The 19,541-nt window shown below is 70.5% G+C and carries 21 protein-coding genes; 1 reads left to right on the top strand and 20 read right to left on the bottom strand.

The window, feature by feature from the left end; genetic code table 11:
- The 18 genes from ACQB60_RS36975 to proS all read right to left on the bottom strand — a co-directional run.
- Nucleotides 1-555: TetR/AcrR family transcriptional regulator (locus tag ACQB60_RS36975; RefSeq protein ID WP_384833917.1), on the bottom strand; the 555-nt coding region annotated here is incomplete at its 3' end.
- A 177-nt stretch (nt 556-732) separates the two neighbouring features.
- Nucleotides 733-1,575 (bottom strand): RNA polymerase sigma factor WhiG, encoded by an 843-nt coding sequence (gene whiG, locus ACQB60_RS36970; RefSeq protein WP_496930472.1) that lies wholly within the window; start codon nt 1,573-1,575, stop codon nt 733-735.
- A 301-nt stretch (nt 1,576-1,876) separates the two neighbouring features.
- Nucleotides 1,877-3,052, bottom strand: a complete 1,176-nt coding sequence (gene dprA, locus ACQB60_RS36965; protein WP_496930471.1) for a DNA-processing protein DprA — start codon at nt 3,050-3,052, stop codon at nt 1,877-1,879.
- Nucleotides 3,052-4,662 carry a YifB family Mg chelatase-like AAA ATPase gene (locus ACQB60_RS36960; RefSeq protein ID WP_496930470.1) on the bottom strand — a complete coding sequence of 537 codons (1,611 nt, stop codon included), beginning with the start codon at nt 4,660-4,662 and terminating at the stop codon, nt 3,052-3,054. Before ACQB60_RS36960 ends, dprA begins: the two co-directional genes overlap by 1 nt.
- Entirely contained in the window at nt 4,662-5,069 is a 408-nt protein-coding gene (locus tag ACQB60_RS36955) for a YraN family protein (RefSeq protein ID WP_496930469.1), read from the bottom strand. The genes ACQB60_RS36960 and ACQB60_RS36955 overlap by 1 nt, the downstream gene beginning before the upstream one ends.
- A 120-nt stretch (nt 5,070-5,189) precedes the next feature.
- Nucleotides 5,190-5,498 carry a DUF2469 domain-containing protein gene (locus ACQB60_RS36950; protein ID WP_017947641.1) on the bottom strand — a complete coding sequence of 103 codons (309 nt, stop codon included), beginning with the start codon at nt 5,496-5,498 and terminating at the stop codon, nt 5,190-5,192.
- A 55-nt stretch (nt 5,499-5,553) separates the two neighbouring features.
- Complete coding sequence (locus ACQB60_RS36945; protein ID WP_496930484.1) at nt 5,554-6,099, bottom strand: NUDIX hydrolase; 546 nt, start codon at nt 6,097-6,099, stop codon at nt 5,554-5,556.
- A 14-nt stretch (nt 6,100-6,113) separates the two neighbouring features.
- Complete coding sequence (gene lepB / locus ACQB60_RS36940) at nt 6,114-6,875, bottom strand: signal peptidase I (RefSeq protein ID WP_496930468.1); 762 nt, start codon at nt 6,873-6,875, stop codon at nt 6,114-6,116.
- A 96-nt stretch (nt 6,876-6,971) separates the two neighbouring features.
- The gene (lepB, locus tag ACQB60_RS36935; RefSeq protein WP_496930483.1) at nt 6,972-7,955 is read right to left on the bottom strand and encodes a signal peptidase I; all 984 of its coding nucleotides are present in this window, start codon (nt 7,953-7,955) and stop codon (nt 6,972-6,974) included.
- Nucleotides 7,843-8,931, bottom strand: coding sequence for a signal peptidase I (gene lepB, locus ACQB60_RS36930; RefSeq protein ID WP_496930467.1), 1,089 nt, complete (start codon nt 8,929-8,931; stop codon nt 7,843-7,845). The genes lepB (ACQB60_RS36935) and lepB (ACQB60_RS36930) overlap by 113 nt, the downstream gene beginning before the upstream one ends.
- Nucleotides 8,924-9,631, bottom strand: a complete 708-nt coding sequence (gene lepB / locus ACQB60_RS36925) for a signal peptidase I (protein WP_496930466.1) — start codon at nt 9,629-9,631, stop codon at nt 8,924-8,926. Before lepB (ACQB60_RS36925) ends, lepB (ACQB60_RS36930) begins: the two co-directional genes overlap by 8 nt.
- A gap of 46 nt (nt 9,632-9,677) precedes the next feature.
- Entirely contained in the window at nt 9,678-10,028 is a 351-nt protein-coding gene (gene rplS / locus ACQB60_RS36920) for a 50S ribosomal protein L19 (protein WP_384833613.1), read from the bottom strand.
- A gap of 132 nt (nt 10,029-10,160) precedes the next feature.
- On the bottom strand, nt 10,161-10,982 hold the full coding sequence (gene trmD / locus ACQB60_RS36915; protein WP_496930465.1) for a tRNA (guanosine(37)-N1)-methyltransferase TrmD: 822 nt from the start codon (nt 10,980-10,982) through the stop codon (nt 10,161-10,163).
- On the bottom strand, nt 10,982-11,536 hold the full coding sequence (rimM, locus tag ACQB60_RS36910) for a ribosome maturation factor RimM (protein ID WP_384833607.1): 555 nt from the start codon (nt 11,534-11,536) through the stop codon (nt 10,982-10,984). The genes trmD and rimM overlap by 1 nt, the downstream gene beginning before the upstream one ends.
- A gap of 82 nt (nt 11,537-11,618) precedes the next feature.
- The gene (locus ACQB60_RS36905; RefSeq protein WP_014176063.1) at nt 11,619-11,858 is read right to left on the bottom strand and encodes an RNA-binding protein; all 240 of its coding nucleotides are present in this window, start codon (nt 11,856-11,858) and stop codon (nt 11,619-11,621) included.
- Nucleotides 11,859-11,860: 2 nt separating this feature from the next.
- Nucleotides 11,861-12,298 carry a 30S ribosomal protein S16 gene (gene rpsP, locus ACQB60_RS36900; protein ID WP_384833604.1) on the bottom strand — a complete coding sequence of 146 codons (438 nt, stop codon included), beginning with the start codon at nt 12,296-12,298 and terminating at the stop codon, nt 11,861-11,863.
- Nucleotides 12,299-12,563: 265 nt separating this feature from the next.
- The gene (locus tag ACQB60_RS36895; protein WP_384833601.1) at nt 12,564-13,160 is read right to left on the bottom strand and encodes a hypothetical protein; all 597 of its coding nucleotides are present in this window, start codon (nt 13,158-13,160) and stop codon (nt 12,564-12,566) included.
- 237 nt (nt 13,161-13,397) lie between these two features.
- Nucleotides 13,398-14,813 carry a proline--tRNA ligase gene (proS, locus tag ACQB60_RS36890; protein WP_496930464.1) on the bottom strand — a complete coding sequence of 472 codons (1,416 nt, stop codon included), beginning with the start codon at nt 14,811-14,813 and terminating at the stop codon, nt 13,398-13,400.
- Nucleotides 14,814-15,022: 209 nt separating this feature from the next.
- Between proS and ACQB60_RS36885 the strand changes: the two genes are divergently transcribed.
- Complete coding sequence (locus tag ACQB60_RS36885; RefSeq protein ID WP_496930463.1) at nt 15,023-15,883, top strand: methyltransferase domain-containing protein; 861 nt, start codon at nt 15,023-15,025, stop codon at nt 15,881-15,883.
- Nucleotides 15,884-15,917: 34 nt separating this feature from the next.
- Here the strand turns inward: ACQB60_RS36885 and ftsH are convergent, their stop codons facing one another.
- Nucleotides 15,918-17,849, bottom strand: a complete 1,932-nt coding sequence (gene ftsH, locus ACQB60_RS36880; protein ID WP_496930462.1) for an ATP-dependent zinc metalloprotease FtsH — start codon at nt 17,847-17,849, stop codon at nt 15,918-15,920.
- Nucleotides 17,850-17,957: 108 nt separating this feature from the next.
- Nucleotides 17,958-19,523, bottom strand: a complete 1,566-nt coding sequence (gene ffh / locus ACQB60_RS36875; RefSeq protein WP_496930461.1) for a signal recognition particle protein — start codon at nt 19,521-19,523, stop codon at nt 17,958-17,960.
- Nucleotides 19,524-19,541 lie beyond the last annotated feature (18 nt).

Genomic DNA, 19,541 nt, shown 5'->3' with positions numbered 1-19,541 from the left:
GCCCCGGACGCCCCGCAACGCCATCCCCACAGCCGCCTCCGTGATCGCCCCGGGGTCTTCCGCCGCTCCCAGCTCGATTCGCCGGACCGCCGCGTCGACGATGCCCTGGAGCAGCATCGCGGCGAGCCGGGGCTGTTCGTGTCCGAGTGTTTCGAGTGCTTCGACGATCATCGCGACGAGGCCGCCGTGCGCCGCCCGGATCTTCTCTCGCGCCCCCGCGTCGAGTTCGCTCGCGGAGATCGCGACGACGGCGCGGTGCCTTCGGTCGCCGACCAGGGAGAGCTGTTGGCGCACATACGCCTCGACCTTGCCCTCGGCGGTGTCGGCGGCCTGCATCGCGGCGGACACCTCCGCAGCCCAGACGGGGAAGTCGACCTCGCAGAGCTCTTCGACGACGGCGGCCCGGGAGCGGAAGTACTCGTAGACGGAGGATCGCGCGAGTCCCGTGCGCTCGGCGAGCGCGGGGAAGGTCAGCGCCTCCGTACCGCCTTCGGACAGCAGGGATCGCGCGGCGTCCAGGAGGGCGCCGCGCTGCATCGACCGGTGCTCGGCCACGGAGGCCGCTCGAATCCTTGGCACGTCTCCACTTTACGGACGCGGGGCCCGGCACGGGAGTCCGTTCAAGCGTGCCACCGGTGCGGGAGCCGGGCCGAGGGACGGCCGTGGGGCGTGGCAGACACGATTCATGGGGCGTGGCAGACACGATTCAGCAGCGCGCCTGCCCGGCGCACCTCACCGTCCGAAACTCGCCAGCTTCGCTCTCAGCTGGAGCACCGATTTGGTGTGGATCTGGCTCACGCGGCTCTCTGTCACGCCGAGGACGTTGCCGATCTCCGCGAGGGTGAGTCCTTCGTAGTAGTAGAGGGTGACGACGGTCTTCTCGCGCTCCGGCAGTGTGTTGATCGCGCGGGCGAGGAGGCGCCTCAACTCACGGTCCTCGGCGACTTCGACGGGGTTGTCGGCGGCGTGGTCCTCGAGGGTGTCCATGAGGCTGAGCCGGTCGCCGCCCTCGCCGCCGACGTGCAGCAGCTCTTCGAGTGCCACCACGTTTGCGAGGGACAACTGGCTGAAAACCGCGTGCAGTTCTTCGAGGGCGACGCCCATCTCGGCGGCGACCTCGCTCTCCGACGGGGTGCGTCGCAGCTTCGCCTCGAGCGTGGCGTAGGCGCGTTCCACGTTGCGCGCCTTCTGCCGTACGGAGCGGGGGATCCAGTCGAGGGCGCGGAGTTCGTCGATCATGGCGCCCCGGATGCGGGTGATCGCGTACGTCTCGAACTTGATCTCGCGCTCGATGTCGAACTTCTCGATCGCGTCGATGAGTCCGAAGACGCCGGAGGAGACGAAGTCGGCTTGCTCGACGTTGGGTGGGAGTCCGACGCTCACCCGGCCCGCGACGTACTTCACCAGCGGTGAGTAGTGCAGGATCAGCTGTTCGCGCAGGCGCCCGTCCCCCGTCGCCTTGTACGACCGCCACAGCTCGTCCAGCGACGTGGGTGCGGGGGGCCGCTCCCGCTCGCCGCTGCGGGCAGCTGGGGGAGCAGCCGCCCGGTCAGAACCGGAGGTGTGCTGGGGCATTCGTCGCCTTGAGCCGTTCTGCCGTGAGCCGGTGAGATCGCGTGCACCGGTGGGGTGGTGACCTTGCGTGAACTGAATGAGCTTGTCCGTCTGTTTGCCTGCCGCGTCGGAATCCTTGTGAGCGTAGCGTGACTGAAGTGTCGCAGTGTGCGAAGAGTATGGGATCGCGCGTACGCAGATACGTTCCGCTGAGCGGACGGTACGGCTCCTCCGGTCGCAGAGCGTGACGAAATCGCGGCATCAACTCCGCGATTTCCCAAGGCCATCGGGGGTCATCCGGACGGCGGAACACTCTCCGTCATCAATCACATGAAGGTGGCGCAACGGGCGCCATTGTCTGGCGTGTCAACTGCCAGCCATCGCCGTGTCGTTCGACGAATCCGAGTGAACGGAGCTCGTACAGTCGACTCACGGCGTCGTCCGGTGTCGTCCCGGCGTCCCGTGCAATGTCGGGCACCGAGGCGGTTCCGCGGCCGGGCAGTGCGGCCAGGACCCGGGCCGCGCCGGGGGCGAGCAGGTCGCGTGGTACGACGGGGCCTCGTCGCTCGGGTGCGAGCTCCCCCATGTCGCCGACCAGTTCGGCCACTTCCTCCGCGTCGGTGACCAGGACCCCTTCCCCGCGCAGGAGTTCATGTACCCCGGCCGAGAGTCCGCTGGTGACCGGCCCCGGCACCCCCATCGTGAACCGGCCGAGCCGCTGTGCCGCCCGCGCGGTCACCAGGGCGCCGCTGCGGTACGCGGCCTCGACGACGACGGTGCCCCGGGTGAGTGCGGCGATGACTCTGTTCCGGAGGATGAACCGGCTCGGTGTGGGGTGGTCACCGGGCGGCAATTCACCGACGACGAGGCCCTGTTCAGCGATCCGGTCGAGCAACTCGGTGTGCCCGCGCGGATAGGACTGGTCCACCCCGCACGCGAGGACCGCCACGGTGGCCCCGTCCGCCCCTAGCGCGCCTCGGTGCGCCGCCCCGTCCACCCCGTACGCGCCCCCGGACACCACGACCCAGCCGCGCTCGGCGAGCCCCGAGCCGAGGGCCGCCGCCATGTGTGCCCCGTACTCGGTGCAGGCTCGGGCGCCGACGACGGCCACCGACCGCAGCGCCCATATCCGCAGGCTGGGCCGCCCGCGCACCCACAGCCCCACGGGCCGTGCGTCCCCCAGGTCGTCGAGCTGTCCCGGCCACTCCTGGTCCCCCGGGCACACGAACCGGGCACCGACGCGGGCCGCGGCCTCCAGGTCGCGCTCCGGTTCGGCTCGCCCGGCGCGTGCTCGCAGTCCGGCCCAGCGTTTCGCGCCGATGCCCGGTGGCAGCTCCTCCGTCTCGCCGTCCGGCTCGCTCTCGGTGAGCCTGCGCAGCACCTCGGCGGGTCCGCTCTCCCGCAGCCATCGGCCGCACGCCTGGTCGCCGGGTTCCAGGGCGCGGGTCAGGGCGATGCGCGCCCGGCGTTCCTGCTCCGGGGCCGCTGGGGGTGCCATCAGCCGGCTCCGATCGCCATGGGCACGCCCCGGGAGATGCCGGTGCGCAGTTGGAGGGCGAGGGCGACGTCCTGTGCGCCGGGCCGGTCCCGCCCGGCGAGATCCGCGACGGTCCAGGCGACGCGCAGCACCCGGTCGAGGCCGCGGGCGGTCAGGAAGCCCCGCTCCAGGTCGCGTTCGGCCAGGTCGAGGGCGCCGGGGGCGGCGGGCCAGCGGGTGCGCAGGGCGTGGCCGGGCACTTCGCTGTTGGTGCGCCAGCCGGTGCCCGCGAGCCGGGCGGTCGCTCTTTCGCGGGCCTCGCGCACCCGCTCGGCGACGATCCGGGTGGTCTCGCCTCGTGCGGCGTATCCGGAGAGTTCGGAGCGGGTGACGGGCTCCACCTCCACTTTGAGGTCGACGCGGTCGAGGAGGGGGCCGGAGAGGCGGGCCTGGTAGCGGCGGACGAGGGCGGGCGGGCATTCGCAGCCGTCGCCCATGAGGGTGTGCTGGCCGCAGGGGCAGGGGTTCGCGGCGAGGATCATGAGGAACTTCGCGGGCAGGCGCACCACTCCGGCGCTGCGGGCGATCACGACGTGTCCGGACTCCAGGGGCTGGCGCAGGGAGTCCAGGGCCTGGCTGCTGAATTCCGGTGCCTCGTCGAGGAACAGGACGCCGCGGTGGGCCAGGGACACCGCTCCTGGGCGGGGGATTCCCTTGCCGCCGCCGACGAGGGACTGCATCGTCGCGGAGTGGTGGGGTGCGCAGTAGGGGGCGGTGTCGACGAGTGGTTTGCCCGGGGGCAGCATGCCCGCCACGGAGTGCACGGCGGTCACTTCGAGGGAGTCCTCGCGGCTGAGTGGGGGCAGGATCGCGGGCAGGCGTTCGGCGAGCATGGTCTTGCCTGCGCCGGGCGGGCCGAGCAGGAAGATGTGGTGGGCGCCGGCGGCGGCCACTTCGACGGCTGTGCGCGCGGAGAGCTGGCCGGCGACGTCGGCGAGGTCGAGGCCGTGTGTGTCGTCGGGGACGAGGCCGGTGCCCGCTCCGGCGCCGGGCACGCTGAGGCCCGCGAGCATCGGGTCGGGCCGTCCGACGTCGTCCGGTGGTTCGTCGGGGACGGGTTCGTCGGTGAGCACGGCGATGAGCTGGCGCAGGCTGCGTACGCCGAGGACGGAGATGCCTGGTACGAGTGCGGCTTCGGCTGCTGTGCACTCGGGGACCACGACTTGTTCGTAGCCCGCGTCGGCGGCGGCGAGGACGGCGGGGAGTACGCCGCGTACGGGCCGTACGCGTCCGTCGAGCCCCAGCTCTCCGATCATGACGATGTCGGCGAGGACCCGGGGGTCGATGCGCTCGGCGGCGCCGAGGACCGCGCAGGCCACGGCCAGGTCGAATCCGCTGCCGCCTTTGGGGACCGAGGCGGGGCTGAGCCCCACGGTGAGCTTCTTCTGCGGCCATTCGCCGCCCGAGTTGACCACGGCTGCCCGGACTCTGTCCCGGCTCTCCGTGAGGCTCTTGTCGGGCAGTCCGACGAGGGTGAAGGCCGCGACGCCGGGTTCCAGGTCGGCCTGTACCTCGACGACCACGCCTTCGACGCCGACGAGCGCCACGGAGCAGGTGCGCGCGAATCCCATCAGGCCACCCCCCGGGCGTGCTCCACGACGGGGGCGCCGCGGCGGGGCACGAGGACGCCCACGAGGTCGATGCGGACGCCGCCTGGTGGCGGGCCGCCGCGTTGGTCGATCCAGTGCTCGGCGAGGCGGCGCAGCCGCTCGGCCTTGGTGCGGTTCACGGCCGCCATCGGGTGTTCGTAGATCCCGGGGCCGAGGCGGCCGGTGCGGCGCGTCTTGACCTCGCAGACGACGAGTGCGTCCCCGTCGAGGGCGACGATGTCGATCTCTCCGGCTCTGCCCGCGCGCCAGTTGCGCGCCAGAACCGTCATGCCGGCTTCGGTCAGCCGCCGCGCGGCCAGTCCTTCGCCGTACTTGCCCAGTGCCCCCCGTGCGTTCATGTCGGCACCACCTCCGGCACCAACGGTCACGCACCGGCCCCCACCTTTTGGATCTTGGTGGACGGGCGTCGGGTTGTGGACAACTCGGTCACCCCTGCGGGAGCGGCGGGCCCTGCGGACGGGGTCGGGTCACCCCTGCCGGAGCGCCCGTCACCCCTGCGGGAGTTCCAGGTCGCTCTTGTTGAGCTCCTCGATGTTCACGTCCTTGAACGTGAGGACCCTGACCTGCTTCACGAACCGTGCGGGCCGGTACATGTCCCACACCCAGGCATCCGCCATGGACACTTCGAAGAACACCTCGCCCTGGACCGAGTGCACCTGCATCTCGTAGTCGTTGGTGAGGTAGAAGCGCCGCTCGGTCTCGATCACGTATTTGAACAGACCGACGACATCGCGGTACTCCCGGTAGAGCTTCAGCTCCATCTCGGTCTCGTACTTCTCGAGGTCCTCGGCGCTCATGGCATGTTCCCCTTCAGCCGTGCGTCCCCCTATTGTGCGTCAGCCCCGCGAGCCCCTACACGATTTCCGTGTCGAGGATCTCGGGACGGTCCGGGGGACCCTCGTCGAGCAGCCTGCGGAGCAGCTCGGCGAGTCTGGTCGGATATACCGTCTCATGTGCCTCGGTCAGTTCCCGGCACGTCCACCAGCGCGCTCCGTCGACGCTGCGTCGCTCCAGCTCCGTGAGCCCTTCGGCGACGGCCGCCGTCCGCTGCGTCGTACGGGCCAGGTAGTACCACTCGTCCTGGTCCCAGCGGCGCCCGGCGAACGGGAAGGAGCAGACCCTGCGCCACAGCACCGGCCCGAGGTCGACGTCTGTGATGCCTGTCTCCTCGGCCAGTTCGCGCAGCGCGGCCTCAGCCCGCGTCTCGTCGCCCTCGAGGCCGCCGCCCGGCGTGAACCACCAGTCGTCCGTCCGGTCGCCCGGCTCGTGGCCGTGCAGCAGCAGGATCCGGTCCTCGGGGTCGAGCAGCACGACCCGGGCGACCTTGCGCAGCGGCCGGGTCGCGACGTCACCCTCGTCCGGGAGGGACGCCTGTTCGCCTGCCGGGTCAGCCGACATGTTCACCTGCCTGGTCATCCGGCATGAGCGGTCTCCCTCGTACGGCCTCCGGCACGGGCCCGACCACGGCCGAGGCGCTTGGCCAGCGGTCCGTACGCGGCCCCGCCGAGGACGAGCACCATGCCCGCGACCACCGCGCCGAGGACGAGCCGCAGCGGCCCGGGCTCGGAGAGGCCGCCGGGCAGAGCGGCGAAGCCGTCGGGGCGCTCGAGCATGCCGAACTTGTCCATAGGCCAGGCCACCGCGTCGACCCGGGCCTTGACCGCGCTGCGCGGCACCGAGCCGTGATCGGCGTCGCCGAGGTGGACGCTGGAGTCGAGGGAGCCGCTGCGTTCGTCGCCGAGCAGGAACAGGCGCCCCTCGGGGACGGTGGTCTCCTTGATCCCGGTGGCGGACGCCCCCTTGCCCTCAAGGAGATACGGTTCTTCGATCTTCTTGCCGTTCACGGTGAGCTTGCCGTCGGTGCAGCAGGCGACCTTGTCGCCGCCGATGCCGACCACGCGCTTGACCATGGGCAGGTTGCCCCAGCTCTGCTGCTCGAAGACGACGACGTCGCCGCGGCGGACGTCGTCGCCGTCTATCCGCTGGGCGAGGACCCGGTCGCCCGAGCCGATGGTCGGGGTCATCGATCCGGTGGGGACGGTGTACGGCTGGTACAGGACAGCGCCCCAGGCGAAGCCGCCGAGGAAGAGCACACAGCCGAGGGCCACGGCGAGCCCCGACAGCACCCTGCCGGTGCGGCCGCGGCCCTCACCCGTACGACTTGTCCTGCTCATCCCAGTGCTCCCCCACGTCGGAGACGACCTCTGCGGCCCCCGGTACGGCGGCTCGGAAGATCGGCGATCTGGGACGGCACCCTACCCGGCGGTACCTCAGCCAGAAACCCTCGCACCACGGCCGGAATCCATGCTTCCGGTCGCCTCGAGGCGCACCCGGCGCCTGCGCCACAGCACGATCGGGACGGCACCCGCGAGACCGAGGGCCCCCGGAGCGGCGCTCATCGCGGCGCTGATGCCGGGCTGGTCGAAGGTGTCCGGGACCGGCAGCGTGGCCCAGCGGGTGGGCGGCCAGGCGATCACGATGGCGCGGCCCACGACGTTGTCCACGGGGACGGCGCCGCCGCCGGGCTGGTTCTGGTGGTAGCGGGAGTCCAGCGAGTTCTGCCGGTGGTCACCCATGACCCAGATTTTGCCCTTGGGGACGGTGACCTTGAACTGGCCGCCCTCGTCGTCGACGCTGCAGGGGGTGTTGCCGGGGAAGACGTACGGCTCGTTCAGCGCCTTGCCGTTGACCTTCACCGGGCCGGTGCCCTTGCACTCGACGGTGTCGCCGCCGACCCCGATGACGCGCTTGATGAGGTCCTTCTCGTCGGCGGACGGCATCAGGCCGATCCAGCCGAGGACCTTCTGCACCGCGTTCGGGTTGGGCGCGGGCTCGCCGTCCAGCCAGTGGCCGGGGTCCTTGAAGACGACGACCTCGCCGCGCTCGGGCTCGGAGCCGAACCACGGGGTGAGCTTGTCGACGAGGACCCGGTCGCCCTTCTGCAGGGTGTCCTGCATCGAGTCCGACGGGATGGAGAACGCCTGGACCAGGAAGGTCTTGATGATCAGCGCGAGCACCAGCGCGATACCGATGAGCAGCGGGAGCTCTCTCCAGAAGGAGCGGGGCTTCTTCGGCGTCTCGGTCTTCTTGCCGCCCGCGTCGCCGGGGCCGCCCGCGGAGGGCGCGGTCTGGTCCGCCGCGTCAGTCCCGGGGGTCGCCTGGGGCGTGCCGTCCGCCGCGGAGCCCGCCGGTTCGCCGGTCCGTCCCGGCTGCTCCTCGGGTCCTTCGTGTCCGGATCGTGCGCCGACCGCCAAATCCCCCACATCCACTCCTCAGTCCGTGCCGCCGCCTGCCCCATCCACGGTGCAGGCCCACCACTCCCATAACGAGCGGGAGTTCCGCAGGGGTCGGGAGCCGGATCATTCCGTTTGGATCGCCGGGGGCCACCCTATGCGAAGCCCCGAGGGCCGTGTCCGACCCGGATGGCGCGTCGGGGACCGTCGCGTAGGTGTCCGGCTCCTCGAGTTTGCGCCAGTGCCCGAAGGGCCAGGCGATGACCATCGCACGCCCCACGACCGAGTCCTCCGAGACCGTGCCGTGGAAGGCTTCGGTGCGGTGGAAGCGGGAGTCGGCGGAGTCACCGCGGTGGTCGCCCATGACGAAGAGGCGCCCCTTGGGGACCTTCACCTCGAAGTCGAAGTTCGAGGGCTTGTCACCAGGGTTGATGTACGGCTCGTTGAGCGGCACCCCGTTGACGGTGACTTTGCCGTTCTTGTCACAGCATTTGACGGTGTCACCGCCGACGGCGACCACGCGCTTGATCAGGTCCCGTTCGTTGTCGGACGGGAGGAGCCCGATCCAGGTCAGACCTTCCTTGACCTGCTTGACGACGACGGGGTCGTCCTTCTTCTTGCCCTGTTCCTCTTCGAGCCAGCCGCCCGGGTCCTTGAAGACGACGACGTCGCCGCGCGAGGGCTTGGAGCCGAACCAGGGGGTGAGCTTGTCGACGAGGACCCGGTCGCCGATCTTGATGGTCTGTTCCATCGAGCCCGACGGGATCACGAACGCCTGCACCAGGAAGGTCTTCAGGACCAGGGCTATGAGCACCGCGACGCCTATGAGGAGAGGTATCTCCTTGATCGCGGAGCGCCGTCGGCGCCGTTTGACCTTCTTGGCGAGCTTGCGCCGCTCGGCCCGCCCTGGCAGCGCGGGCCCGTCGGTCGGCCGGGTACCTGTGGGCAGGCGGGTGTCGGCCCGGTGACTGGCGCGGGAGCGCCCGCGGTTACCCATGCGCGCCGCCCGGTGCCGGCACGCGCGCGTAGCCGCTCGGGCGCTTCAGGGAGGTCCAGTGGCCGACCGGCCAGGCGATCCACTCGGCCCTGCCGATGACCTTGTCGACGGGGATCATGCCGCCGCCGGGTGAGCCGAGGTGGTCGCGGGAGTCACGGGAGTCGCTGCGGTGGTCGCCGAGCAGGAAGAGGCTGCCGTCCGGTACGACGACGTCGAAGGGCACCTTCGAGGGGGCGTCCCCGGGGTACAGGTACGGCTCGTCGACGGCCTGCCCGTTCACCTGGATCCTCCCCCGCCGGTCGCAGCAGACGACTCGGTCTCCCCCGACGCCCGCGACGCGCTTGATGTAGTCGGCATCACCGAAGTATCCGTCGCCGTCGAAGACGACGGCGTCACCCCGCTGCGGCCCGGAACCGAAACGGTACGCCAACTTGTTGACGAGTACGCGGTCTCCGACCCGGAACGTGGGCTCCATGGAGCGGCTCGGGATCTGGAAGGGCTGGATCACGAAGGTGCCGAGCAGCAGTACGAAGACCAGGCACAGCAGCAGGCTGAGCGTGATCCGGCCGCCGGGCAGCCAGGAGGCTGCCCATGCGACGACGGAGCGCGACCGCTCCTCCGGCGCCTCCTCCTCGGACTCGGGGTCCGAGGAGGGCGGGGAGGGGCGGTCGCGCTCCGTCTGCTGTGCTTCGGTGTCCATCGGGGCCAGATGCTATCCGGCCCTCCTGTGGGACCCGCGCGCGAGATCAGTTCTCGCGCTTCTCCTTGATCTTCGCGGCCTTGCCGCGCAGGTCGCGCAGGTAGTACAGCTTGGCGCGGCGGACGTCACCCTTGGTGACGAGCTCGATCTTCTCGACGATCGGGGTGTGCACCGGGAAGGTGCGCTCGACGCCCACGGAGAACGAGACCTTGCGGACCGTGAAGGTCTCGCGGACACCGGCGCCCTGGCGGCGGATGACGACGCCCTTGAACTGCTGCACACGGGAGCGGTTGCCCTCGATGACGCGGACGTGGACGTTGACGGTGTCACCCGGGCGGAAGGCCGGGATGTCGCTGCGCAGCGAAGCGGAGTCGACGGAGTCGAGCAGGTTGGCCATGATCGTCTGCTTTCTTCGCTGATGCCACAGGTCATCAGCGGTACGTGATGAATGAGGTTTCGACAGCTGATCGCGTCGGGCGGGCGTCGTTCCCCCTGTGGCAGGGGCGCACGCTGGACGTACAGCAGCGGTCTATTCTTCCACGGCCTCGGGGTCTCGCCCAAATCGGCCGTCGGGGCCCGGCCGCCACCCCAGGATCGAGAGCATCTCGCGGTCCTTCTTGTCGAAGGCGGCGGGGTCGCAACGCTCAATGAGATCGGGCCTGTTGCGGGTCGTGCGGCGCAGCGCCTCGTCCCGCCGCCAGCGCGCGATCTTGCCGTGGTGGCCGCTGAGCAGGACGTCCGGGATGCCCTGGCCGCGCCACTGTGGGGGCTTGGTGTACACCGGCCCCTCCAGGAGGTTGGCCATGGCGCCGGGCGCGAAGGAGTCGTCGCGGTGGGACTCGGCGTTGCCGAGGACGCCGGGCAGGAGGCGGGCCACGGCCTCGGTGACGACCAGGACGGCGGCCTCTCCGCCGGCGAGGACGTAGTCGCCGATGGACACCTCGTAGACGGGCAGCCGGGTCGCGTACTCGTCGATCACGCGCCGGTCGATGCCCTCGTAGCGCGCGGGTGTGAAGACGAGCCACGGGCGCTCGGACAGCTCGACGGCGAGTTCCTGGGTGAAGGGGCGCCCGCTGGGCGTGGGGACGACGATCGCGGGGCCGTGGCAGCCCGCTTCGTAGCCGTCGGCGAGGACCTGGTCGAGGGCGTCGCCCCAGGGCTCGGTCTTCATGACCATGCCGGGGCCGCCGCCGTAGGGGGTGTCGTCGACCGTGTTGTGCCGGTCGTACGTCCATTCCCTGAGGTCGTGCACGTGGACGTCGAGGCGGCCACGCGCGCGTGCCTTGCCGACGAGGGAGACGTTCAGCGGGTCCAGGTACTCGGGGAAGATCGTGACGACGTCGAGCCGCATTACGCGTCGTCCTTTGAAGCGTCGCGTGCGGAGGCGATCTCGGCGCGGTCGTCGATGAGCCCGGGGGGCGGGTCGATGACCGCGCGCTGCTCCTCCAGGTCGATCTCGGTGACGATCTCCTCGACGAAGGGGATCATGACCTCGCTGCCGTCGGGCCGCTCCACGATGAACAGGTCCTGCGAGGGCAGGTGCGAGATCTCGGTGATCCGGCCGATCTCGGTGCCGTCCGCCAGGACGACGTCGAGGTCCATCAGCTGGTGGTCGTAGAACTCGTCCTCTTCTTCGGGGAGTTCCTCGGGGTCGACCTCGGCGATGAGGATGGTGTTGCGCAGGGCCTCGGCGGCCGTGCGGTCGCGTACGCCTTCGAAGCGCAGCAGGAGACGGCCGCTGTGCACGCGGCCCGACTCGATGGTCAGCGGGCCCGTGGCCGCGGGGTCGGTGGCGAGGACGGCGCCGGGGCCGAGCCGCAGCTCCGGCTCGTCGGTGCGGACCTCCACGGTGACCTCACCCTTGATGCCGTGGGCACGGCCGATGCGGGCGACTACCAGCTGCACTGCGTTCTCTCCTCGTTCACGACTACGGGCCGGGGACGGCTCTGAAGCCCTCCCCGGCCCGAGCCGGTGCTGCGTTATAGGTTCAGCGAACCTGGTCCACGTCGACGAGGTCGACGCGGACACCGCGGCCGCCGATTGCACCCACGACGGTGCGCAGGGCGCGTGCGGTGCGGCCGTTGCGGCCGATCACCTTGCCGAGGTCGTCGGGGTGGACCCGGACCTCAAGGACGCGCCCGCGGCGCAGGTTGCGCGAGGCGACCTGCACGTCGTCGGGGTTGTCGACGATGCCCTTCACGAGGTGCTCGAGAGCCTCCTCGAGCATGCTCAGGCCTCAGTCGACTCGGTGGACTCGGCCTTGGCCTCGTCCGCCTTCTTGTCGGCCTTCTTCGCCTTCTGGGTGATGGCCTCACCCTGGGCGTCGTCGCCCTCGAGGCCCTTGGTGAAGGCTTCGAACGCGGCGCGCTTGTCCTTGGGCTCGGCAACCTTCAGCGGCGCCGGGGCGGGCAGGCCCTTGTGCTTCTGCCAGTCGCCGGTGAGCTTCAGGATCGCCATGACCGGCTCGGTCGGCTGGGCGCCGACGGACAGCCAGTACTGGGCGCGCTCCGAGTTGACCTCGATGCGCGACGGGTTCTGCACCGGGTGGTACAGACCGATCTCCTCGATGGCCCGGCCGTCACGGCGGGTGCGGGAGTCGGCGACGACGATGCGGTAGTGAGGCGAACGGATCTTGCCCAGACGCTTCAGCTTGATCTTGACTGCCACTGGAGTGGTGTCTCCTGGTCTTGACGTGGTGGGGCACAACGGGATGCCACGTGGGGTTGCGGTACTCGGAGTGCCCGATGGACGCGTCAGCCGGAGGCGAGAGGGTTCCTGTGCGGCTGTCGAGTACAGCTAGCCATTGTGCCATACGCCCGCCCGTCTCCCACCGCCACCCTCAACCGAGACCCTTCGGGCCACTGCATTCTTCCCACGGGGCGGCCGAACGGAGCCTTCGCCGTCCGTCCGCCCCGCAGCAGCTCGGGCGGGGTCACCCCACGCCGGCGCCGACCGCCTCCGGGATCCGGAAGGGCTTGCCGCAGCCGCCGCACATGATGGGGGCCTGGGCGAGCACCGACGGGACCACGCGGACGTTGCGCCCGCAGTCGCACACCGCCTTCACGCGGACCCCGCCGCCGGAGGAGCCGTGCCGGGCGGCCGGGCCCCGGAAGCTGCGCGCGGAGTCGGCCGTCGTGGCCGCCGTGTGCGCCTTCAGGGCGCGCTGGAGGCGCTCGATGGTCGGGCGGTAGCGCTTCTTCGCCTCGGGGTTGAGCGTGACCAGGGAGAAGCCGCTGCTCGGGTGCGGCTCCTCGGGGTGGTCGAGCCCCAACTCCTCGGCGATCGCGAGGAATCTGCGGTTGTGATAGCGGCCCGCTCGTGAAGTGTCGCGAACGCCGCGTGAGGCGGCGATGCCATGGACTGCCTCGTGAAGCAGTCGCTCGAAGGAGAGCTCGGCGCCGCAGGCGGACGACGACTCTCCGATCAGGGACTCGGGCGCGGCAAGGTCGGGCAGCTCGGGGTGGTGCCGCTGAATGTCGGCCCACGCCTGTGCCAGCTCTGCGGCGAGAACAGGTGGTGTCGTGCTCACGTCGTGCTCAACGAGCCGGGGGGCCTTCTGGTTCCATTCCGGGGCATCCCAAATAATTTGCACGTACCCGTCAGTTGCCGTTGATGCGTCCGGACGAGGGCGGGTGCGCTGATCTGCGGAGAAGCCGCACAGCTCGTACCAAGGTGGTGCGTAGTGGCGCGTACGCCCCGGCGCGTAGAACTTTCTGCACGCCGGGGCTCTTGTTGCCGAGCAAGGCGCACGAGCCGCGGGCGCGCGCTAGTAGGCGCGGGCCACCAGAGCGACCGTACCGGGTGCGTCGTCGGCGTCCGGCACCGCCCCGTCCTCCGCGACCAGACACCGTACGGTCACGGAGTGCTCGGCCAGTCTGGCCTCGCCCTCCTCGCCGACCGCGGCCCACGGGACCCGCGCCCAGTTGCCCGCGGCCGCCGCCTCCACGGCCTCGTCGACCGTGGCCACGTCCGTCGTACGGGACTCGCGGCGCTCACGGGCCTGGGTCAGCAGCAGCCTCTGGTCCTCCTCCAGGAGGCCGGGCAGCAAGGAGGGCAGCGTCTCCACCGCGACGGGCTCCTTGCCGCCGGGGATGCGGCGGGCCACCATCGCCGTGCCGCTCTCCAGGTCACGCGGGCCGACCTCGACGCGGACCGGGACGCCCTTGAGCTCCCAGTCGACGGCGCGGCGCCCGAAGGGGGTGTCGGTGCGGTCGTCGACCTGGACGCGGAGCCCGGCGGCCTTCAGGGCGTCGCCGATCTCACGGACCTTCGCCAGGACGGCGTCGTCCCCCTTGATGGCGAGCACCACGACCTGGGTGGCCGCGAGGCGGGGCGGGACGCGCAGGCCGTTGTCGTCGCCGTGCATCATCACCAGGGCGCCGATCATGCGTGTCGTCGAGCCCCAGGAGGTCTGCCAGACCAGCTCCTGCGTGCCTTCCTTGGAGAGGTACTGGGTGTGGAAGGCGCGCGCGAAGTTCTGGCCGAGCTCGTGGCTGGTGCCGAGCTGCAGGGCCTTGCCGTCGCCCATCATCCCTTCGAGGGTGAGGGTGTTGATGGCGCCCGCGAAGCGCTCCTTGGGGGTCTTGCGGCCGAGCACGAAGTCCATGGCGAGGGTGTCGCGCATGAACGCCCCGTACACGTTCTCGTGGATGTGCGCCGCGAAGTCGCGCGCCTCCTCGTAGGTGGCGTGCGCGGTGTGGCCCTCCTGCCAGAGGAACTCGGACGTGCGCAGGAAGAGGCGCGGCCGCAGTTCCCAACGCACCACGTTCGCCCACTGGTTGATGAGCAGCGGCAGGTCGCGGTAGCTCTGCACCCACTTGGAGAAGTACTCGTTGATGATCGTCTCCGAGGTGGGGCGGACGACGACCGGCTCCTCCAGTTCCTTGCCGCCGCCGTGCGTGACGACGGCGAGCTCGGGCGCGAAGCCCTCCACGTGCTCGGCCTCCCGCGTCAGGTACGACTGCGGGATGAACAGCGGGAAGTACGCGTTCTGGGTGCCCGTCTGCTTGATGCGGGCGTCCATGTCCTGCTGCATCCGCTCCCACAGCCCGTAGCCGTACGGTCGGATGACCATGGTGCCGCGCACCGGGCCGTTGTCGGCCAGCTCCGCCTTGGTGATCAGGTCCTGGTACCAGCGGGGGAAGTCGTCCGCGCGGGGCGTGAGTACGGGTGCCTTTGCCATGGCGCGCATGGTACGGCCGAGCACGCGGAGAGCCGCAAACCAATATGGCGCGCGGCGACATCCGAAGGAGTGGCCCACAACCCCTGGACGCCACGACGGATGCGGAGTTCTCTGGCATACGGGGGGAGTGCGAGCGCACTACACGGGGGCGGACGAACGGCGGGAAACACAGCCAAGCAGTAACTCCTCGGCGGATTGGGGCGCTTTCGATGACACCTACACTCGTGCAGTCGCACCTCCCGCGCGCGGGCACCTCCCCTCGTGTGGATCAGTGTGCACGCGCGCGTGACTGGGCGGAGATCCAGGAGCGGATGCTGGTGCCGCTCTATGAAGCGGTGTACGAACGACTTGAAGTGGGCTCGGGAAGCCGCCTGTTGGGCCTCGGCTGCGGCTCCGGACTCGCCCTCCTGATGGCGGCCGCTCGCGGCGCCTCGGTCACCGGTGTCGACCCCTCGGCCCCCGAGCGCCTCGCGCTCGCCCGGGAGCGGCTGCTGCCGGAGTCCGTGCGGGACACCGGCCCGCGCGGCGACACCCGGCTCGTCGAGGGCGGCCCGGCCGACGCGGCGGACCCGGACTCGGCCCCGTACGACGTCGTCACCGCGTTCCAGCCGATCGGGTGCATGGCGGGCGACTCCGAAGGGCTCGCGCAGCTCCTGGAGACCGCGGCGCCGCTCGCCGAGCGCGGCGCGGCCGTGGTGCTCGCCGGGTGGGGCCCGCCGGAGCGCTGTGCGACGTCGTCGGTGCTGCGGGTGGCCACGAAGCTCGCCGATCCCCTGCGCAGTCCGGGCAGCTGGCGCCCGGCACTCCGCGACGACTTGGAGGAGGTCGCCAAGAGCGCGGGCCTGCGGCCGGACGGCTCGGGCCGGGTCGCCTGCCCCTTCGGGTACGCGGACCTGGCGAGCGCGGTGCGCGGCCTGCTGTCGACGGGCCTGTTCGACGCGGCGATCGGGGCGACGGACCTGGTGCAGGTCGACAAGGAGCTGACGGAGGCGCTCCATCCGCACCGGCGGCGCGACGGCACGGTGTGGATGCCGAACGTGTTCCGGTATCTGATCGCGCGCACGCACTGACCAATGCGGAACAGATGGCAGATTCTGAAATCTGTCATCCGTCTTTCGTCAGCCTGGTGATCCCCGCGATCCGGTACGCGGCCTCCTCCTCCAGCGTCTCGTTCTCCAGGAGGGCGGCGGCGAGGTCGTCCAACTGGCCGCGGTGCTCGCGCAGTTGGCGGCAGGCGCTCTCGTAGCACTCGTCGACGATCCGCCGCATCTCGCCGTCGATCGTGTCGAGGGTCTCCGGGGCGGCGGCGAGCCCGTATGCCTGCTGGGCGTCGTTGGGGAGCGCGGAGAGGCGGCCGACGCGTTCGCTCATGCCCCAGCGGCCGACCATGCCGCGGGCGATGTTGGTGACCTGCTCCAGGTCGTTCTCGGCGCCCGTCGTGATGACTCCGTAGACGACGTGTTCGGCGGCCATGCCTCCCAGTGCGCCGATGATGCGGCCGCGCAGGTACTCCTCCGTGTACGCGTACTTGTCGGAGTCCGGGGTGGACAGTGTGACGCCGAGGGCGCGGCCGCGCGGCACGATGGTGATCTTGCGGACCGGGTCGGCGCCGGGCTGCAGCATGCCGAGCAGCGCGTGGCCGCTCTCGTGGTAGGCGGTGCGCCGCCGCTCCTCCTCCGGCATCACCAGGGGGCGTTCGGCGCCCAGTTGGACCTTCTCCATGGCTTCGGAGAGGTCGGACTGGTTGACGGTCTTCTGCTTCTTCTTGACGGCGAGGAGGGCAGCCTCGTTGGCGAGGTTGGCGAGTTCGGCGCCGGTCATCCCCGGTGTCGTACGGGCGACCTGGGCGAGGTCGACGTCGGGGGCGAGCGGGATCTCGCGGGTGTGGATCTTGAGGATGGCCTCGCGGCCGCCGCGGTCGGGCGGGGAGACGTTGACGACACGGTCGAAGCGGCCGGGGCGGGTCAGGGCCGGGTCGAGGATGTCGGCGCGGTTGGTCGCGGCGAGCACGATGACGCCCTCGGCGCCGGAGAAGCCGTCCATCTCGGTGAGGATCTGGTTGAGGGTCTGCTCGCGTTCGTCGTGGCCGCCCATGCCGCTGCCGCCGCCGCGGGCCCGGCCGATGGTGTCGATCTCGTCGATGAAGATGATCGAGGGGGCGACCTTGCGGGCCTCGGCGAAGAGCTCCCGTACGCGGGAGGCGCCCACGCCCACGATCATCTCGATGAACTCGGAGGCGGAGGCGGAGAAGAACGGCACCTCGGCCTCGCCCGCGACGGCCCGCGCGAGGAGCGTCTTGCCGGTGCCGGGCGGGCCCGCGAGCAGCACGCCGCGGGGCATCTTGGCGCCCATCTCGCGGTAGGCGTCGGGGTTCTTGAGGAAGTCGACGACGTCGTTGAGCTCGCCCTCGACCTCGTCGATGCCCGCGACGTCCGCGAAGGTCGTGCGCTTCTTGCCGGGCTCCAGTTCGACGGGCTTGGGCGGCTGCTTGCGGCCGAGCATGCCGCCGGCGCCGCCCATCCCGGAGCTCATGCGGCGCGCGATGAAGATCCACAGCACGACGAGGAGCAGCATCGGGGCGAGCGAGATGAGCAGGTTGGACAGGAAGCTGCGCTCCTGGACGACGGGCTCGGCGGTGACCGTGACCTTGTGCTTGGTCAGGTCGTCCCAGAGCTTGTCGTCGGCGAAGGCCGGGCGCTGTGTCGTGAACTTCGTGTACTTGCCGTCGCCGTCCGGGTCTTCCTGGGCGCTCTTGAGCTGGCCCTGGATCGCGTCGCCCTTGGAGTAGATCTTCGTGACGTTGCCGGAGTCGACCTGCTTGGCGAACTCCGTGTACGAGATCGTCGGTTCGTCGCCGTCGTTGAAGAAGGACAGGACGAGGTTGGCGATGAGGTAGACGATGAGGGCGGTGAGGATGAGGCTGCCCCAGCCGCCCGGCATCTTCCGCTTCGGCGGGGGCGCGGGCGGCGGCGGGGGTGCGCCTTCGGAGCGCCACGGTTTCTCGGGCGTCTGACGCGGCGGCACGGGGTTGCTCATATTCGGACGTTACGTCACGAACTGGGACCCGGCATGTGATCCGGAATGCGGCGGGGGCGCCCCCTGTGACACAGGGGGCGCCCCACCGGACGTACGGGATGGGCCTGGTCAGCCCATGAACTTCTTGAACTCGTCGGGCAGCTCGAAGTCCTTGCCGCCCTGGCCGCCCGGCAGGCCGAAGGCGCCGCCCGGCTGGCCCGGCTGCTGCTCGGCCTGCTCGCGGCGCGTGGCCGCCTCGAGCTCCTGCTGCTTGCGCTTCATGGGGTTGCCGGAGCGCTGCTTGCCCTTGGCCTGCTTCTGCTTCTTCTTCTGCCGGCCGGCGCCGCCGCCCATGCCGGGCATCCCGGGCATGCCCGGCATGCCGCCGCCCTGGGCCATCCGCGACATCATCTTGCGGGCCTCGAAGAACCGCTCGACCAGGTTCTTGACGGCGCTGACCTCGACGCCGGAGCCCTTGGCGATACGGGCGCGGCGCGAGCCGTTGATGATCGAGGCGTCCGCCCGCTCGGCCGGGGTCATCGACTTGATGATGGCGGCGGTGCGGTCGACGTCCCGCTCGTCCAGGTTGTTGATCTGGTCCTTGATCTGGCCCATGCCGGGCATCATCCCGAGCAGCTTGCTGATGCTGCCCATCTTCCTGACCTGCTCCATCTGGGCCAGGAAGTCGTCGAGCGTGAAGTCCTGGCCCTTCTTGGAGGCCAGCTTCGAGGCCATCTTCTCGGCCTCTTGCTGCGAGAAGGTCTGCTCGGCCTTCTCGATCAGCGTGAGCATGTCGCCCATGCCGAGGATGCGGGAGGCCATGCGGTCCGGGTGGAACGCGTCGAAGTCGTCGAGCTTCTCGCCGTTCGACGCGAACATGATCTGCTTGCCGGTGACCTGCGCGATGGAGAGCGCGGCACCACCGCGGGCGTCGCCGTCGAGCTTGGACAGGACGACGCCGTCGAAGCCGACGCCGTCGCGGAACGCCTCGGCGGTGTTGACGGCGTCCTGGCCGATCATGGCGTCGACGACGAAGAGGACCTCGTCCGGGCTGACGGCGTCGCGGATGTCCGCGGCCTGCTGCATCAGCTCCTGGTCGATGCCGAGGCGGCCCGCGGTGTCGACGACGACCACGTCGAACTGCTTGGTGCGGGCGTACTCGATGGAGTCCTTGGCGACCTGGACCGGGTCGCCCACGCCGTTGCCCGGCTGCGGGGCGTAGACGCCGACGCCCGCGCGCTCGGCGACGACGGAGAGCTGGTTGACGGCGTTGGGGCGCTGCAGGTCGCAGGCGACGAGCAGCGGCGAGTGGCCCTGCGTCTTGAGCCACATGCCGAGCTTTCCGGCGAGCGTCGTCTTACCGGCGCCCTGGAGACCGGCGAGCATGATGACGGTCGGCGCGGTCTTGGCGAAGCGGAGGCGGCGGGTCTCGCCACCGAGGATGCCGATGAGCTCCTCGTTGACGATCTTGATGACCTGCTGGGCCGGGTTCAGGGCCTGGGAGACCTCGGCGCCGGTCGCGCGGTCCTTGATCTGCTTGATGAAGGCGCGGACGACAGGCAGGGCGACGTCCGCCTCGAGCAGGGCGATACGGATCTCGCGGGCCGTGGCGTCGATGTCCGCCTCGGACAGGCGTCCCTTGCCCCTCAGAGTCTTGAAGGTATTCGCCAAGCGGTCGGAGAGAGTATCGAACACGGCGCTCGTCGGTCCTCG

The organism is Streptomyces odontotermitis (assembly GCF_050510915.1).
Lineage (GTDB): Bacteria > Actinomycetota > Actinomycetes > Streptomycetales > Streptomycetaceae > Streptomyces.
Note: the sequence above shows the minus strand (reverse complement) of the source record. Positions and strands in the feature narration are given on the sequence as shown.

What these genes read in the sequence shown, in the direction of transcription:
- ACQB60_RS36945 (WP_496930484.1), bottom strand. Translation starts at nt 6,099, where the DNA reads ATGTCGGCTGACCCGGCAGGCGAACAGGCGTCCCTCCCGGACGAGGGT.
- ACQB60_RS36960 (WP_496930470.1), bottom strand. Translation starts at nt 4,662, where the DNA reads ATGGGATTCGCGCGCACCTGCTCCGTGGCGCTCGTCGGCGTCGAAGGC.
- ACQB60_RS36885 (WP_496930463.1), top strand. Translation starts at nt 15,023, where the DNA reads ATGACACCTACACTCGTGCAGTCGCACCTCCCGCGCGCGGGCACCTCC.
- ftsH (WP_496930462.1), bottom strand. Translation starts at nt 17,849, where the DNA reads ATGAGCAACCCCGTGCCGCCGCGTCAGACGCCCGAGAAACCGTGGCGC.
- ACQB60_RS36950 (WP_017947641.1), bottom strand. Translation starts at nt 5,498, where the DNA reads ATGAGCGCCGAGGACCTCGAGAAGTACGAGACCGAGATGGAGCTGAAG.
- lepB (WP_496930468.1), bottom strand. Translation starts at nt 6,875, where the DNA reads ATGAGCAGGACAAGTCGTACGGGTGAGGGCCGCGGCCGCACCGGCAGG.
- ACQB60_RS36905 (WP_014176063.1), bottom strand. Translation starts at nt 11,858, where the DNA reads ATGCTCGAGGAGGCTCTCGAGCACCTCGTGAAGGGCATCGTCGACAAC.
- proS (WP_496930464.1), bottom strand. Translation starts at nt 14,813, where the DNA reads ATGGCAAAGGCACCCGTACTCACGCCCCGCGCGGACGACTTCCCCCGC.
- rplS (WP_384833613.1), bottom strand. Translation starts at nt 10,028, where the DNA reads ATGGCCAACCTGCTCGACTCCGTCGACTCCGCTTCGCTGCGCAGCGAC.
- lepB (WP_496930467.1), bottom strand. Translation starts at nt 8,931, where the DNA reads ATGGGTAACCGCGGGCGCTCCCGCGCCAGTCACCGGGCCGACACCCGC.
- dprA (WP_496930471.1), bottom strand. Translation starts at nt 3,052, where the DNA reads ATGGCACCCCCAGCGGCCCCGGAGCAGGAACGCCGGGCGCGCATCGCC.
- whiG (WP_496930472.1), bottom strand. Translation starts at nt 1,575, where the DNA reads ATGCCCCAGCACACCTCCGGTTCTGACCGGGCGGCTGCTCCCCCAGCT.
- lepB (WP_496930466.1), bottom strand. Translation starts at nt 9,631, where the DNA reads ATGGACACCGAAGCACAGCAGACGGAGCGCGACCGCCCCTCCCCGCCC.
- trmD (WP_496930465.1), bottom strand. Translation starts at nt 10,982, where the DNA reads ATGCGGCTCGACGTCGTCACGATCTTCCCCGAGTACCTGGACCCGCTG.